A 16,232-nucleotide genomic window follows, 5' to 3' on the forward strand; every position below is an offset into this window, starting at 1 on the left:
AGTTTTTATCGCTGTATTTCAATTACTTGAAGGGCACCTCATGGCACCAGAACACTGTTGGCATGGTTCTCGCTAACTGTGCGGTTGAACGATCTATGCCGGTGTGGGGACACCGTGCTCGACCAGGGGACCGGACATGAAACAAATGCTGAGGCGGACAATTGCAGGCTTGCTGCTAGGCACCAGCCTCGTCTTCGGGACCATCGCTGTCGCCGAAGCGGCGTCTGCGCGCATCAAGGATATCGTCGACTTTGAGGGCGTCCGCGAAAATCAGCTCGTCGGGTATGGTCTCGTGGTCGGCCTCGACGGCACGGGCGACAGCCTCAACAATGCTCCCTTCACCCGGCAATCACTGCAATCGATGCTTGAGCGTATGGGCGTCAACACGGCTGGCGAGACGGTACGGACCGACAATGTTGCAGCCGTGATGGTTACCGCCAACCTGCCCCCGTTCGCCACGCAGGGCTCACGCATGGATGTGACCGTCTCAGCCCTCGGCGATGCCAACAGCCTGCAAGGCGGCACCCTTCTGGTCACACCGCTTATGGGTGCAGACGGAGACGTCTATGCGATCGCTCAGGGCGCCGTCTCCATCAACGGGTTCGTCGCCGAGGGCGATGCCGCTACCGTGAAGTCGGGCGTGCCGACCACCGGCCGCATCTCATCAGGCGCACTTATCGAGCGCGAGATTGCCTTCCAGTTGGCCGCCCAGCACTCGCTGCGACTGGCCCTGCGCAATCCGGACTTCACCACGTCGCGCCGCGTCGCATTGGCGATCAACGACTTCATAGGCGTGCCGACCGCGATCCCCGAGGATCCGGCGACTGTCCGCATCACCCTGCCCCAGAATTTCAATGGCAACATTGTCGATCTCATCACCGATATCGAACAGCTGGTGGTCGATACAGATCAGCCCGCCAAGATCGTCATCGATGAAGACTCCGGCATCATCGTCATGGGCAAGGATGTGCGCGTCTCGAAAGTTGCTGTCGCTCAGTCACACTTGACGGTGACAATTGCCGAGGATCCGAATGTGGTGCAGCCCGCGCCATTCGCGGCGGGGCAGACAGCCGTCGAGCCGAATACCGATCTCGACGTGCTGCAGTCCGATAGCCCGCTCGCCGTGGTCGAGGAATCGGTCACGCTGCAAGAGCTGGTGGACGGTCTCAACGCGCTCGGCATCGGCCCACGCGACCTCATTTCCATCCTGCAGGCCATCAAGGCCACGGGTGCCCTTCAGGCCGAAATCGAGGTGCTGTGATGATCGACGCCATCAATACCAGCGCAATCGACCCCGCTCGCATTGAGCGGGCCCGCTCCCAGGCCAAGGAACTCGAAGGCGTGTTTCTGAACACGCTGGTCAAGCAGATGTTTTCCAGCATCGATACGGACGGCGCCTTTGGCGGTGGCTTTGGCGAAGAGACATGGCGCTCAATGCAGTCAGAGCAGCTTGCCAACCAGATTGCGGAGACTGGCGGTATCGGCCTTGCCGACCAGATCATGGCCGATCTGCTGAACCTCCAGCAGGCACCGTCTTCCACCCATACCAAATCCGATTTCACCAAAGCCGTTGGAGCGTATCGCTGATGTCCCCTGCCCAACAACGCCTGATGGCGCTCGATGCCCTGAGCGGCACGGAACTCTGCAGCCGCGCCATCGCATCGCTTGAAGCGCTGGCTGATACCATGAACCGCGAAACCATGTTGCTGCGCGCCGGCAGTTTCCGCGATGCGGCGCCCTTGGCTGCAGAGAAGGGGCAGCTGGCGCAGGACTATGTCGGACTCGCCCGTGCCGTCCAACGCCAGGCCGAGCGCCTCAAGGCCGAGGTGCCGGCGGATTTCGAGCGGCTCAAGGCCAGTAGCGACCGGCTCGCGACGCAGATGTCCGAGAATCTGCGCGTGCTCGCCACCGCGCGAAAGGTGACTGACGATATTTTGTCCGATGTCGCGAAAACTGTGGGCGACCAGAGCCGCGCCAAGACCTATGGCCAGCAAGGACAAATGTCTGCAGCAAAGGCCGATAGCGCACGCGGCATAGCGGTTAACCGGGCTCTCTAGGCCGTCCTAGGGCAAGAATTTTAGACAAATTGCGATGGCGGCTTGAACGCCATTGCAACCGGTGTGCGTGCCGACTTGTTCTCCGGGTGCCTTTTCGTGGCGCCAGATTGAGGACAAGATCGATGCAGACCATCGCCATGAGCCCAATCTCTGCAGGCACTGCAGCCTCGCACAACGACAGGCGCCGCGACAACACGCCCGCCAGAAAGCCATCAGAGCCCGCAAGGCCCGAAGATGAAGCCCGACCTCTAGATAACCCTCCACCTCTGCCCGTACCCCTCGCTCTCGACACCATAGAGCACGCAAGCGCAGCCTTCACCGCTGCGCTGCTTGCCAATGAACTTGTGCCCCATGAAATCGGATGGCCATCCAGCGCCGCCCAGGAGCGCAGCTGGCTTGCACCCGATTCCGAACTGCGCCTGCGCGACCGGAAGATTTAGTTCTCAAACAAGATTTAACCGTGCCGGGGCTTCTTCGCCTTCGCTTCGATTTGAATTACGCGGCTTAACTTTTCTTTATGGTCTGACAGGCAAACCTTCGGGCGACTTCAGGAAGAGGTCGCGTTTGTAAGCCAGATCCTAGAAAGGGACTCTAATGGCCGATATTTCTCTCTCCAATTCCGTACGTTCCAACCTTCAGTCCCTGAAGGGTACTGCTGAAATGCTCAGCCAGACACAGAATCGTCTGGCCACCGGCAACAAGGTGAACTCGGCTCTCGACAATCCCAGCAACTGGTTCACTGCGCAGGGCCTCAACAACCGTGCCAGCGATCTCAACCAGCTGCTCGACGGCATGGCTAACGGCATCCAGACGCTGAAGGCTGCTGACAATGGCCTCACCGCCATGACCAAGACTCTCGAGTCCATGCAGTCGACTCTCCGTCAGGCACGCCAGGACAAGTCGTTCGAAACGGCTTCGTACACGCTTCCGGATTCCGGTCTCGACAATACCTCGCAGCTGTCGTTCGATGGCGGCGCGGTAGGCGATACCCCGGTTGCGATCAATCTTACATCGCAGACGAACACTGCCGAGGCGGCAACCACAGCGTCGACCCAGACTGGCATTGCTCTCACCGACACGCTCGACACTATCGGCTTCACAGCAGATGGCGAAACATTGATTATCGGTGATGGCACTGACACAGTCACCTTCACTGCGGCTGATTTCGACGCCGATACGGTTGGTGACCTCATCACGGCCATCAATGCTGACGCCGATGTCGACGTCACTGCGAGCCTGAACGACGACGGACAGCTCGTCTTCACGGCCGATGACAATGAGCAGCAGATAACTGTTGCTGGAACCGGCACTGTAGGCGGCTTGGCGGCCCAGGCTGTGCCGGACGCGGTTTACGTCGCGAAGACTGTCGATGAGCTCGTCAGCGAGATCAACCAGAACTCCGATCTCGATGGCAAGGTCCGTGCTTCTAACGACAATGGTAAGCTGCGCATCGAAAACCAGTCTACGCAGGACCTTTCGGTTGACGGTGCAACAAGCGCTGGTGCCATTGACGGTTCGAGCAGCGACGCATCGACCATCGGCGGCAACGAAGTTCGTGCTGATCTCTCGAAGCAGTACAACGAGCTTCGCGATCAGCTCGACAAGCTGGCAGATGACGCCTCCTTCAACGGTATCAACCTGCTGCGTGGTGACAATCTGAGCATCACCTTCAACGAAACTGGCACGTCCTCGATCGACATCCAGACCGATGAAGGCGCTACCCTCAACTCCGCCAACCTCAAGATCTCGACGACTCTTGAGGAATCGGATCTCGATAGCGACAGCAACATCGACTCCGAGTTGGCTAAGCTGAAGAGCGCATTGGGTGACGTTCGCTCGCAGTCCTCGACCTTCGGTTCGAACCTGTCGATGGTCGAAAACCGCCAGAGCTTCACCAAGTCGATGATCAACACGCTGGAAACCGGCGCCGGCAACCTGACTCTTGCCGACATGAACACCGAAGCTGCGAACCTGCTTGCTCTGCAGACCCGTCAGTCGCTCGGTCAGAACTCCCTGTCGCTGGCCAGCCAGGCCGACCAGGCGGTCCTGCAGCTCATCCGGTAATCGGAAACACAATAATATCTGTGAAAGGGCGGGTCTTCGGACCCGCCCTTTTCGTTTTGGCTGCTGGAAAGCGGGGCGAATAAGTTTATGCCATGTGAACATGCATGGTTAACGCCCCATTAAGGAAGCGCTGTTAACCCTTTTTGCACGAGGGCCGACTCTCGACCCAGCTAAGGATTGAACAGATGTCCGATATCAGCCTTTCCAAAGCCGTACGCACGAACCTGTTGTCGTTGCAGAATACCGCAGACCTTATGGCCACGACACAGAAGCGCCTGGCCACGGGGAACAAGGTAAATTCGGCGCTCGACAACCCGATCAACTGGTTCACGGCGCAAGGTCTCAACAACCGCGCTACAGACTTGAATTCGTTAATGGATTCTATGGCGAGCGGCGTCCAGACTCTGGAAGCTGCCGATGCCGGCTTGAGCGCCATTACCAAGACGCTTGAATCGATGCAGTCGACGCTGCGTCAGGCGCGTCAGGACAAGTCTTTCCACACTTCGTCTTACCAGTACGGGCAAACTGACTACGCGGCCGGCATTACCAACGATACGGACGCAGACGCGAAAGCTATCTCATTCTCTGGCGGCGCTTTTGAAGCTACGTCCCAAATCAGCTTGCTGAAGAGCGCTAGCGCGACCACCACTCTGGGCACACTTGCGGCGACGTTTGATATGGATGAAGCCGGCGATGGGCTTGATTTCACGATCGATGTGAATGGCCAAGGCCCGACGGCTGTTACCATTCGTGGCTCCGCTGGTGCGGATACAATTACGGTAGATGTCGGCGGTGACGCCTACACCATGAATGTGGCGGATGGCGCCGCAGTGACAAAAGCAGAGATTATTGCAGCGCTGAACGGCGGCTTCACTGAGGCGGAACTCGGTGTCACTGCGGCCGATGTTGGTGGCAATCTGACCTTTACTGGCCCATCAGCGGACCCTTATGGCGACGCGAGCATCGCGTTAGCCGGTGGCTCTGCCGCCAATACCGGCGGCGGTGCAGCAGTTGCTCTTGCGGACTTCGGCTTCGATAATCCGACCCCTACACAAACAACGACGAAAGCCTATGTCGCCAAGACGCTGGACGAGCTGGTTGCGGACATCAACAAGTCCGACAGCGCCTTCGCCGAGAAAATCCGCGCGTCGAACGACAATGGCAAGCTGCGCATCGAAAACCAGTCGACGCAGCCTCTGACTGTAGCCGGAGCCTCGCTGGGCAACGGCACGACCGGCACCAACACGGACACGAACGAGATCGAAGGCAACTCGGTCCGCGCCAAGCTTGCAGATCAGTTCCGCGAGCTGCGCGACCAGCTCGACAAGATTTCGGATGACGCCTCGTTCAACGGCATCAACCTCTTGCGCGGCGACAAGCTGACCATCACCTTCAACGAGACCGGCACGTCGTCGATCGACATTCAAACGGATGAAGGCAAGACCATCAACGCCGCCAACCTCAAGATCCCAACCAATCTCGAGGCCAGCGAGCTCGACGCCGACAGCAATATCGACAAGCTGATGGGCGACATGAAAATGGCGCTGGATGAGATCCGGGGCCAGGCGTCGACATTCGGTTCAAACCTGTCAATCGTCGAGAACCGCCAGAAGTTCACCAGCATGATGATCGAAACGCTGGAAACAGGGGCTGCCAACCTCACTCTGGCCGATATGAACGAGGAAGCGGCCAACCTGCTGGCGCTGCAGACACGGCAGCAGCTTTCCTCGAACTCACTGTCCCTCGCCAGCCAGGCGGATCAGTCGGTACTGCAGCTTCTGCGGTAAAAGGTTTCCCTTATCCTCATTAACAACAAAGGCGGGCAAATGGTCCGCCTTTGTTGTCTTGCGACGCGCTTCAAGATAATTCTTCCTGGCTAGCTGTCCGAGGGGAGAACCGCGTTGGCTCTAAAGGTCGAACTCAGGCCCGGCGAGAAACTCCTCGTCGGCAATTGCATCATCACCAATGCCGATCAGCGGACACGTCTGTTCATTGACGGCCAGGCGCCGATTTTGCGCGAGAAGGATATCCTGACCGCCGACACTGCCGACACGCCGGCAAAGCGCATCTACCTCGCTGTACAACTGATGTATATCAATGATGATGTAGATGAGATGCGGGACGAATACTTCGCGTTGGTGAACGAGTTTGTCACCGCAGTGCCATCATCAATGCAGATTGTGGACCAAATCAATAACGAGATATTAACCGGGCAGCTCTACAAAGCTCTCAAGGCCTCTCAAAGGCTGAGGGAATACGAACAGGAACTGCTCGCACATGTATCAACAGGGCGCTCAGGCATACCAAGAGACGGCGAAAACCGTTGAATCCCCTCGCGACCGTGAGGCCGCATTGCTGGTGAAGGCGGCCCTTGGCCTGCAGCGCCTGAAGGATAACTGGCAGGACTTATCGCATGCGGACATGCGCAGCGCGCTGACCTTCAACCGCAAGCTGTGGACCATTCTGATGAGCTCTGTGGTCAAGGAGGACAATCCTCTGCCGCAGACGATCAAGCAGAACGTTGCCAATCTCGGCATCTACATGCTCAATCAGACCCGCGAAATCATGCTCGAGCCGACTGCCGACAAGCTCGATCCGATGATCAACATCAATCGCCAGCTTGCCGCAGGTCTACGAGGCAGCGCCGGCTAAAGCCCGCCACGCATCGACGCCAAAACCATAAAGCGCCCCGGTCTACCCGCGGGCGCTTTCTAGTTTGCTCAGAGAGGGCCTAGCGAGGCGTTAGAGGAACTTTGTCAGGTTGAGCTGGGAAACCATAGCCGTCACCTGATAACTCGCCTGCAGCCGCGTTTGCAGCGCCAGGATCTCGACGGCGACTTCTTCCTTGCTGACGGTTTCCGCATCGCTGAGAACGTTTTCCAGCTGCGCCTTGTACTCGTCGTGCCGCGCCTTTGCCTCGTTGGCGGTGTTACGCGCCAATGCGAGGTCCATGGTGATCGCCTCGATCGACCCCGGGTTGGCGTTGTGCTGCTCGGACATCTGGTACTGCTGGCGCGCAGCCATGGCGTCGAACCGCCCCCTAGAGGTCGCATCGTCCGATGGATAGGTCTCGACCGTCATCGCAGCGAATGTCCGCATCATTGCGAGCATCCCGCTCTCGTTGGCGGTGACACCGTAATTGACCTTTGTGGATTCCCCGACGCGCGCACTCACGGTCTGGCGGGAGTTCGTCTGCGCGGCCTGTGCAGCACCCTCAAGGCTCTTTGACAGCGCATTCGAAAAGGCTGCGGCTGTTTCCTCTCGCGCGATTGCGGGATCGGCATTGGTAGAGATGCTGAACTCGCCTGGCCCTGCCCGGCCGCTGACTGCTTTCAGCGCGACGTCGCGCGTCGTGCCATTCGGCTGTGAAAGGGTGAGGCTGACGGTTTCGCCAGCCGCTGGAACACCCGTGAACTGCACATCGACGCTCGCTGGCGCCGGTCCGGGCGCGGAAGCCGTGATGTTTGCAGATCCTGTCGCGGCAGCGATCCGAAAGCCGTAATCTGGCGATTGCGGCACGTCCTCGCTCAGGGAGACGGTGTCGCCGGTCTGCGAGACGGTCATCCGCCCGAGATTGTCGGCGCTGATGGCGCTGGTCTCGCCGGAATACCACATCACCGTGTCATTGACCGTCGCAAGCTTGAGCGATGTCGCCGTCGCCGGGTCGCCCGCTACGCGCACCACAGGCTCGCCGCTGCCATTGAAGAAGTTCTGTGACGCTGCGTAGGTGGATGCCGCCGAAAGAGTGCGGTCCGTCTCGTGCTGCAACTTGCTCTTGAGCGCCGCCTCGAAATTGGCAGCCGTCGTCGCCTCATCCGCACCGATCAGGTAGATGCCCTTGTCCGCGTTCTCACCGGTGGGCAACTCGGTCGCTGCTGTCAGCGTCACCTGGGTTTCCGTGCCGTCCGGCAGGCTCAGTCCGATGGTCACCGTTTGCCCGGCTGTCGGCTGCGCTGTGAACTCGACACCAAGACTTGCAGGGTCTCCTGATGTCGGCGTTGGGGTGATCGCGCTGCTGGATGTCGCGAGCGTCGAAAGCTTGAAGCCGAACGGGTGCGCACCGTCCTCGGCAAGCGTGACGCTTGCGCCGGCAAGCGAAGTATCGAGCCGCCCCTGCCCGGCGGCGCCGGCGTCAGCGAGCTTGCGCTCGTTCACCACCGTACGGAAACCGGCACGGCCGCCCTGGCCTTCCAGCAACACGTTCATCTCCGGAACCGGCGCATTGTCGGTCTTCGAACCGCCGAACAGATATCGCCCGTCAACATCGGAGTTCATCAAAGTGACCAGTTCGTCCAGCCGCCCGCGCGACTGCTGGGGGACCGTCACCATGTTGATGTCGCCAGTGCCGTACTGCCCCGGTACGGCCGAGTTGCGCGCCTGTCCCTCCATCTCGTCGAGCCGCGTGAAGGCATTGTCGAGAAATCCGAGTCGCAGATCGACCGTGGTGATGTTTGAGGTGAACCCGGCAATTTGAGACAGTCGCGATCGCGCACTTAACGACACCGGCAAATCCGCACCCATGCCAGCGAGGCTTTGCGCCTTCTGGCCGGTGCCGAGTTGCACCTGCAGGTCCGACATGCGGCTTTGCATATTGGTGAGAGCCGAAAAGCCGGTCTGCAGCGGAAACATCGACTTGTTGACGATCATTGTCTTCGTCTCCCTCAGATGGCCAAGAGCCGATCCATCAGCTCCTGCACGACGCTGATCACGCGCGCATTCGCTGCATAGGCATTCTGCAATTCGATAAGCCGCGCCATCTCTTCATCGAGATTGACGCCATATTCGGACTGCATCTGGGTCGTCACCGTATCGAGCGCCAGGCTCGTATCCTGCTGGCGCCCCAGTGCCGTCGCGACATTGCGTCCCTGGTAGTTGATCGTTTGCGTTACGATCTCGCCGAGTGTCCCGCTGAGCTTGAAGCCTTTGTCGGCGCCTACAGCATCGGGGCTGGATGCGAAATCGCGATTGCCGAGCTGTGCCAGCAGGTAATCCGGACGCGTGCTCTCCCCGAGCGACCCACCCGCCTCATATTGCACCAACAGACGATTATCGGCGACCACCGCCGGGTTGACCGCAATACGCCCTGCGAAACCGGCTACCTGCGGGGGATCGCCTTCAAGCGAGCGGGTGAACGGTCGCGCGCCATCTGTAAACAGGTTGAGGCCGAGACCATCCCCCTGCGCGCCATCGCTTGTCGCGCGCGCTATGACCTTATTGACGTTGGTTGTTCCCGCCGCTCCATCATCGAGGACGCGCAGAGTGCCGGACCCTTCGTCCGAGAAGGCGAGCCCACTCACCTGACCTCCAAGCGCCAGGGCGACATCGGCGGTCGACAGGTTCTCGATGTCGACCCCGAGAACCCGCGTACCGTCGGGTTCCTGATAGTCAACAGTCTTGGTGGTGTTGACCACCCGCACCTGCTTATCGATGCCGTTCTCGGAATAGCTGATCAGCAGGTCGTTGCCGGGCTCGAGATCGTTGAGATTGATGTCAAAGCCCTCAGCGGCGCCAACCGTCGCGGCGTCGCCTTCCGTGGTATTCGTGCCGAATACCTGCGCAAGGCTTGCCGCGATCTGGTCGAGATGAGCCTCTGCTTCGGCCAACGTATTGTCACGCAGGTCCACCAGGGCGGCAAGTTCACCGCCTTGCAGACCTCCCTGCTTCGCAAGATCGATCTTGTTGCCGCCGGGCGAAGTCAGCATCAGCCGACCTTCGCCAACCGCACCCGAGGATTCATAGGAAAACCTCGAGACACGCCCGTCTATCAGCCCAACGCCCGACTTTGTCCGCAAGGCCACAGTGCCATCAAGCTTATAGTCGGCGCGCACATCGATCTTCTCGGCAATTTCCGAAACGAGCGAGTCGCGGCGATCGAGAAGCATGGTGCGCGAGTCAGGCGACGCTGCGACATCCTGCAGGCGCTGGTTGACGTCGCCGAGGCTCGTCAGCATGTCGTTCAGGTCGTCTACCGCCGAAGACATCTTCGTTTCGGTTTCCAGACGCATGTCGCGCACATTGCCCCAGAGACGGTTCAACGTGCCCGTAAAGGTCTGGGACTTCGAAACGACCTCGGCGCGCGCTGCATGATCATCCGGGCTGACGCTCAGGGTCTCGAAGGCGTTCTTGAGATTTTGATAGACAGTATCAAGCGAACCTTCCGAGCCGGGCTTGCCCATGAAGGTCTGCAGCCGATCAAGGTAGGCTGCTTTCGTACTGGCTTGCGAGGCTGTCGAGACCTGGCTTGTATAATATGTCTGAAGCGACTGGTTGAACGCACGCTGGACGCCTGAGGTGCGTGCGTACGAAGAAGCTTCGTTGCCATAGTCGATAACGCTGAGCGACTGCCGGTGGTAGCCGGGCGTGCCCGAGTTCGCGATATTCTTGCTGACCAGGTTGAGAGAATCCTGGTTCACGCGAATGCCGGATACGGCGTTATTGATCGAAGTCAGCAGTCCCATGACGGGGCTCCGGATGCAAGGTGGCCCGGCGCCGGGTGGCGCCAGGCAACGGGCCTATTCCTAACGAACCATATTCAGGGCTTCCTGCAGCATTTCGTCTGCAGTAGTGACGATACGCGTACCAGCAGCATATGCCTGCTGCGTTACGATTAACTTCGTAAATTCATCTGAAATGTCTGTATTCGATGCCTCGAGCGCGCCGCCGACAATACCCTCGCCGGTGAGATCGATGATCGCGTCGCCCGACTCTGACGTGGCCGCATAGGCGCCGCCATCAAGACGCTTCAGTTCATTGACGGCTGAGAAGTTGGCAGTGGCAACCTGAGCCACGTCAATGCGCTTGCCGTTGGAGTAAGTCGCGACAACGCGCCCGGAGTCGCTGATCTGGACGGAAACGAATTCACCCGCACCATAGCCGTCCTGCCGCAAGGTGGTGACGTTTGCCGTGCCGTTCGCGTCAGAATATTGCGTTATACCTTCGGCCCCATGACTGAAGCTGACATCGCCAAGGTTCGTGCCATTGACGGTCATGCCAGTGATGGTGGTCACAGGGTCGGTTGGCAAGGTCATGTCGCCATTATCAGCGAACTGGAAATCCTGCTGAACTCTCGTCCACTTGGTCTCGCCGGTCGCCGCATTGGAATCGCTCATGTAATAGAGATTCCAGGTGTCGGGGTTTGCGCCTGCGCTATTCTCGGTACTATCTGTTTTGGCCCAGCGCAGCTGAACATCGGTAGGTCCGCCGTTCTCACCGTAAAGTGTGATAGCGCCGCCGGAGATCGTCCTGTCGAGGAATGCTGTCTCGTCTTCGGCAACAATTGCATCGACTGTGCTGTTGGGTGCAGCTGCGATATCGAAAAGCTCGCTGTTGTCGGTGTTCGGATCGTAATTCGCCGTCAGGGGAATTTCCGGCAGATTTGCCCGATAGTCGATCTGGCTCGACTGCTGTGCGGCGAGGAATGCGTTCGAGATCTGGATGACGCCGGGCACTGAACCGGAAATGTTGCCGGAGGTCCGATCGACCGGCAGGCCTTTGAGGTAATAGCCTGCGCCATTTACGAGCCGGCCATCCTTGTCGAGTTCGAAATCACCGCGGCGCGTGTAGAAATTGGTTCCCGCAAAGATCGCGTTGCCATCGGACTCGCCGGCTTTTTGCTCGACGATCAGAAACCCCGACGTATTCAGCGCGACGTATGTCGCGTTGGAAACATTCTGGATATCACCCTTGATGTTGTTGGTACTGCGCGACTGCGCCGTCACCGCTCCGGCCAGCTGCCTGTTGAGCGGCGCATCTGCCACCAGATCGAGAAACTGCGTCTCCGAACGCTTGTACGCCGTAGTTTGAGAGTTGGCGATATTGCCCGAAATCGCCTCGAGCGCGAAAGCCTGTGCCCGCATCCCGGACACGGCGCTGGTCAGAGCCCCGTAGATACCCATAATAACTCCATTACCCAAGGCGCGCCGGGTCGGACGCGCAGTTACCTCTCTATAGGCAAGCGCTGTGCCAACATCGTTCCAGCAGAAACCCGCCGATTTAGGCGCCAGAACTGCAGCAGGTGCTGCCCCGACACGGCAATATTCACCGCCACCAGGCACTTCTTGCCCAGTCTCACGCTTGTTCGCCGGTGACAGGTGAACTAGAGCACAGACGATGCCCGAAACTGGTTCGATTGCCTGCCATGCTGTTTTCCTCGGTCGATGAATACGTTCAAAGTCCACGCCACGCCGTGACCGTTTTCGGCATGTCTGGCGTTGGCAAGACATGGCTCAGCGATCTGCTGCGCGATGAGGGCTGGTTCCATTATTCCGTCGACTACCGCATCGGCACTCGGCACATGGGCGAATACATTGTCGACAACTTCAAGCTCGAGGCAATGAAGGTGCCGTTCCTCGCGGAGCTTTTGCGCTCGGACTCGATTTCCATCGCCTCGAACATGACGTTCGACAATCTCGATCCGCTTTCGACCTATCTGGGTAAGCCCGGGAACCCTGAAAAAGGCGGCCTGCCGCTTGCCGAATACCAGCGCCGGCAAGAGCAGCACAGGGTGGCGGAGCTCTATGCTCTCAGTGAAATGCCCTATTTCATCGAACGCGCCAAGGCGCTCTACGACTACGATGACTTCATCGCCGATACGGGCGGCTCGCTGATCGAGGTCGTTGACCCCTTCGATCAGAATGACCCGATCATCGCGACGCTGGCCGAACATTCCTGCCTGGTTTATCTCAGAGGCACCGAAGCCGATGCGGAGCGTCTGGTACGCCGGTTCAAGACGAACCCGAAACCGATGTACTACCGCCCCGAACTGCTCGTGGAAAAATGGCAGGAGTACAAGACGATGAACGGCGTCAGCGACGATAACGCAGTCGACCCTGCTGGGTTTGGCGCCTGGGGCTATGAGGCGATCCTGTTCGACAGGCTTCCCCGCTATCAGGCCCTTGCCGACAATTTCGGCTATGTCATCGAAGGCCGCGATCTGGAGCGCGTACGCAACGCCGCCGATTTCACACAACTGATGGCCGAAGCGATCGAAGCCCGAATGCGCTAGCCGAAAGGCCACGCATCACGTCCTTCGCTTAATTTCACCATCAAGGCAAGACAATGCCCATCCGCATTCCAGACGATCTCCCCGCGCGCCGCGTTCTTGAAAACGAGGGCATCGCGGTCATGGACTCCACGCGCGCAGCACGCCAGGACATTCGCCCCCTCCAGATCGGCCTGCTCAACCTCATGCCGAACAAGCAGCGCACCGAAACCCAGTTCGCCCGCCTCATCGGCTCGACGCCGCTTCAGGTGGATGTCACGCTCGTGCGCATTACAGACCACCTGTCAAAGAACACGCCGCAGGAATATCTCGATACCTTCTATCAGACCTGGGAAGACGTGCGTTCGCGCAAGTTCGATGGCTTCATCGTCACCGGAGCGCCCATTGCCAATATCCCCTTCGAGGAGGTGCGGTATTGGCAGGAGATGGTCGAGATCATGGACTGGACGCAGACCAACGTTCACCACACCATGTTCATCTGCTGGGGCGCGCAGGCAGCGCTGCATCATTTCCACGGCGTGCGTCGCTATCGCATGCCTCACAAGGCTTTCGGCGTCTATAGGCACAAGGTTGTCAACACCCGCGCGCCCTACCTGCGCGGGTTCTCGGACGATCTGGCCGTACCGGTGTCGCGCTACAACGACATTGACCGCTCAAGCCTTCCCGAAGACCTTGAGATCTTGATCGACAGCGCCGAGGTGGGGATCTGCATGCTAGACGACCCACGGCACCGCGCCGTGCATATGCTCAACCACTTCGAGTATGATCATACCTCACTGGCGGAAGAGTATGAGCGCGACATTGGCGCGGGGATGACGATCGATCCGCCGGTTGACCTGTTTCCCAACAACGACCCAACGCAGGTGCCGGAAAACCGCTGGCGCAGCCACGCTTTCCTGCTGTTCCAGAACTGGATCAACGAGATCTACCAGACGACGCATTACGATCTCGACCAGATCGGCAGCTAGTAGATCATCCCGCCACAATTGAGAAAGGGGCGCCGGCCATGCCAGCGCCCCCGTTTTTACTGTTTATCGGGCCATATCAGGCTGAGCCGATCTTGCCACCGCCCTGCTTGGTGATCGCGACAACTGCCGGGCGAACCGGCATGTCGTCGCGGAAGTCCGGCCAACGGGTAGAAAGGTCTTCGTAGTAGGACGGGCGGCCGTGGCCTTCCCAGTCGTCGCCCCCATCGCCCGGGTGCTGAACCGCGACGAAGAACGTCGTCAGATCCGGTGTCGGCAGCGGGCCACACATCTCGGCGCCTACCGGCACACGGTAGAAGAGCTTCGAGGTGCCGCGTGCAGCGCCTTCAGTATCCACGGCCCACAAGCCATCAGTACGGCCAGTTCCCGCAGGCGAGTTGCCGTCGGTCGAAACCCACAGACGCCCGTCGCTATCGACCGCTGCGTTGTCCGGCATGCCGAACCAGCCATTTTCCGTAGTAGCGCTTGAGAAGGTAGCGCCAACCTCGGCGATCGAGGGATCGCCGCACTGCAGAAGAATTTCCCAGGTGCCGGACGTGGCAGCGAAGTCGCCATCGGCCTCGTGGATTTCGACGATATGCCCGAAGGCATTGTCGACGCGCGGGTTGGCGGCGTTCGGCTCTTCGCGATTGGTGTTGTTGGTCAACATCACGTAGACGCGGCCATTGGTTTCGTTCGGCTGGATGTCCTCGGGACGATCCATCGGTGTTGCACCGAGAAGATCCGCCGCGCGGCGCGTCTCGATAAGCACATCGGCCTGGCTTTCGAAACCGTTCTCCTCGGTCAGTGGACCCTCGCCGAAAACCACCGGCAGCCACTCCATCGAGCCGTCTTCATCGAAACGAGCAACGTAGAGCGTGCCGTCATCCAGCAGATCCATATTGGCCGCCCGATCATCGGCATTATAGGTGCCGCTGGTCACGAACTTGTAGACGTAATCGAACCGCTCATCGTCGCCTGAGTAGAAGACCACCCGGCCATCCGGCGCAACGATCGATTCCGCGCCCTCATGCTTGAAGCGGCCCAGTGCGGTGCGCTTCTTCGGCGTCGAGGATGCATCCATCGGGTCGACTTCAACAACCCAGCCGAACCTGTTCATTTCGTTCGGCTCTTTTGAGACGTCGAACCGATCGTGGAAATTGTGCCACTCGTACCAGCCGCCGGGTGCACCGAGGCGCTCGTAGTTGGCGGCTTCCTTGTGGCCTTCGGGCAGATCGCCGGCGAAGTAGCCGTGGAAGTTCTCTTCGGCCATCAGGTAGGTGCCCCACGGCGTGGTGCCGCCAGCGCAGTTGTTCAGCGTACCGAGAACACGCCTGCCGGTATCATCCTGGCTGGTCTTGAGCCGATCATGGCCAGCAACCGGGCCGGTAATGTCCATTTCGGTTTCACCGGTGATGCGGCGGTTGTAGGGACTGCCGGCGACGCGCTGCCACTTTCCATCTACCTTCTCGATCTCGATGACCGAGCCGCCATGCGCCATGATCTCGATGTTGACCTGCTCTTCGGTCAGCGGCTTCTGATTGACTTCCTCGTCCGCGATTTCGACGATGCCGGGGAACATCAGGTGGGCGTTGGTGTACTCGTGGTTGACGAGCAGAAGCCCATGCTCCGACGAGCCATCGAGCGGCACGTAGCCGACATAGTCATTGTTGTAGCCGAACTGGCCAGCCTGCGCCGCAGCAGTTTGCGCTGTCGGATCGAATTCGGGCGCATCGTTGGTGACCGGGTCACCCCAGCGCATGAGGATATCAGCATAGTAGCCGGGCGCCACGTGATGATCGGCATCGACGCCTGCAATCGCTTCCTCGAACGAGAAAGCCGAGCCTTCCTGTGCGAGCGCTTCATCGGCCTTCAGCAGCGCCAGCGGGCTGACGGTTGCCGCGATAGCCGTGGTCGCGAGAGAGCCTTTGAGAAAGCCTCGACGCGAGAAACGGCGAGAGATCAGTTCACCCATTGTAGGGTTTTCAGTCGGGTTCGTCGGATCGAACTCGGCGTTCTCGAGACCTTCGGTGGGGAAATTGCGATTCCGGTCTGTCACAGGTTGCTCCTCAACAGCAGACATTGACAATCGCCCTTGTCTAGGCCGGAGGTTTTGCAACTCCGCGACAGCTGGATGTCATCTGC

14 protein-coding genes are annotated in these 16,232 nt (G+C 59.4%); 10 read left to right on the forward strand and 4 right to left on the reverse strand.

Annotation, left to right across the window (positions count from 1 at the left end):
- Positions 1 to 145 precede the first annotated feature (145 nt).
- The 8 genes from IE127_RS03420 (at position 146) to flaF (ending at position 6,773) form a co-directional block, all read left to right on the forward strand.
- The gene (locus IE127_RS03420; protein ID WP_210310440.1) at positions 146 to 1,261 is read left to right on the forward strand and encodes a flagellar basal body P-ring protein FlgI; all 1,116 of its coding nucleotides are present in this window, start codon (positions 146 to 148) and stop codon (positions 1,259 to 1,261) included.
- Entirely contained in the window at positions 1,261 to 1,587 is a 327-nt protein-coding gene (locus IE127_RS03425) for a rod-binding protein (RefSeq protein ID WP_189423431.1), read from the forward strand. The genes IE127_RS03420 and IE127_RS03425 overlap by 1 nt, the downstream gene beginning before the upstream one ends.
- Positions 1,587 to 2,057, forward strand: coding sequence for a hypothetical protein (locus tag IE127_RS03430; protein WP_189423433.1), 471 nt, complete (start codon positions 1,587 to 1,589; stop codon positions 2,055 to 2,057). Before IE127_RS03425 ends, IE127_RS03430 begins: the two co-directional genes overlap by 1 nt.
- Before the next feature lie 122 nt (positions 2,058 to 2,179).
- A complete protein-coding gene (locus tag IE127_RS03435; RefSeq protein WP_189423436.1) occupies positions 2,180 to 2,497 on the forward strand; it encodes a hypothetical protein in 318 nt (105 codons plus the stop codon).
- Between the two features lie 154 nt (positions 2,498 to 2,651).
- Positions 2,652 to 4,121 (forward strand): flagellin N-terminal helical domain-containing protein, encoded by a 1,470-nt coding sequence (locus IE127_RS03440; RefSeq protein ID WP_189423439.1) that lies wholly within the window; start codon positions 2,652 to 2,654, stop codon positions 4,119 to 4,121.
- A 185-nt stretch (positions 4,122 to 4,306) separates the two neighbouring features.
- Positions 4,307 to 5,908, forward strand: coding sequence for a flagellin N-terminal helical domain-containing protein (locus tag IE127_RS03445; RefSeq protein ID WP_189423441.1), 1,602 nt, complete (start codon positions 4,307 to 4,309; stop codon positions 5,906 to 5,908).
- A gap of 114 nt (positions 5,909 to 6,022) precedes the next feature.
- On the forward strand, positions 6,023 to 6,448 hold the full coding sequence (gene flbT / locus IE127_RS03450; protein ID WP_189423443.1) for a flagellar biosynthesis repressor FlbT: 426 nt from the start codon (positions 6,023 to 6,025) through the stop codon (positions 6,446 to 6,448).
- On the forward strand, positions 6,399 to 6,773 hold the full coding sequence (gene flaF / locus IE127_RS03455) for a flagellar biosynthesis regulator FlaF (RefSeq protein ID WP_189423446.1): 375 nt from the start codon (positions 6,399 to 6,401) through the stop codon (positions 6,771 to 6,773). The genes flbT and flaF overlap by 50 nt, the downstream gene beginning before the upstream one ends.
- A 90-nt stretch (positions 6,774 to 6,863) precedes the next feature.
- Here the strand turns inward: flaF and IE127_RS03460 are convergent, their stop codons facing one another.
- The 3 genes from IE127_RS03460 to IE127_RS03470 are packed head-to-tail and all read right to left on the reverse strand — an operon-like array spanning position 6,864 to position 12,016.
- Positions 6,864 to 8,768 carry a hypothetical protein gene (locus IE127_RS03460; protein WP_189423449.1) on the reverse strand — a complete coding sequence of 635 codons (1,905 nt, stop codon included), beginning with the start codon at positions 8,766 to 8,768 and terminating at the stop codon, positions 6,864 to 6,866.
- Between the two features lie 14 nt (positions 8,769 to 8,782).
- Complete coding sequence (gene flgK, locus IE127_RS03465) at positions 8,783 to 10,579, reverse strand: flagellar hook-associated protein FlgK (RefSeq protein WP_189423450.1); 1,797 nt, start codon at positions 10,577 to 10,579, stop codon at positions 8,783 to 8,785.
- A gap of 60 nt (positions 10,580 to 10,639) precedes the next feature.
- A complete protein-coding gene (locus IE127_RS03470) occupies positions 10,640 to 12,016 on the reverse strand; it encodes a flagellar hook protein FlgE (RefSeq protein WP_189423453.1) in 1,377 nt (458 codons plus the stop codon).
- Between the two features lie 242 nt (positions 12,017 to 12,258).
- Here IE127_RS03470 and IE127_RS03475 point away from each other — a divergent pair, with 242 nt between their 5' ends.
- Together IE127_RS03475 and IE127_RS03480 are read left to right on the forward strand one after the other, a co-directional pair.
- A complete protein-coding gene (locus IE127_RS03475; RefSeq protein ID WP_189423456.1) occupies positions 12,259 to 13,125 on the forward strand; it encodes an ATPase in 867 nt (288 codons plus the stop codon).
- 53 nt (positions 13,126 to 13,178) lie between these two features.
- Positions 13,179 to 14,090, forward strand: a complete 912-nt coding sequence (locus IE127_RS03480; RefSeq protein WP_189423458.1) for a homoserine O-succinyltransferase — start codon at positions 13,179 to 13,181, stop codon at positions 14,088 to 14,090.
- A 76-nt stretch (positions 14,091 to 14,166) separates the two neighbouring features.
- On the opposite strand, the gene IE127_RS03485 is transcribed toward IE127_RS03480, so the two are convergent.
- On the reverse strand, positions 14,167 to 16,170 hold the full coding sequence (locus IE127_RS03485; RefSeq protein WP_189423460.1) for a PhoX family protein: 2,004 nt from the start codon (positions 16,168 to 16,170) through the stop codon (positions 14,167 to 14,169).
- Between the last annotated feature and the right edge of the window lie 62 nt (positions 16,171 to 16,232).

Source organism: Devosia pacifica (genome assembly GCF_014652635.1).
GTDB classification, from domain to species: domain Bacteria; phylum Pseudomonadota; class Alphaproteobacteria; order Rhizobiales; family Devosiaceae; genus Devosia; species Devosia pacifica.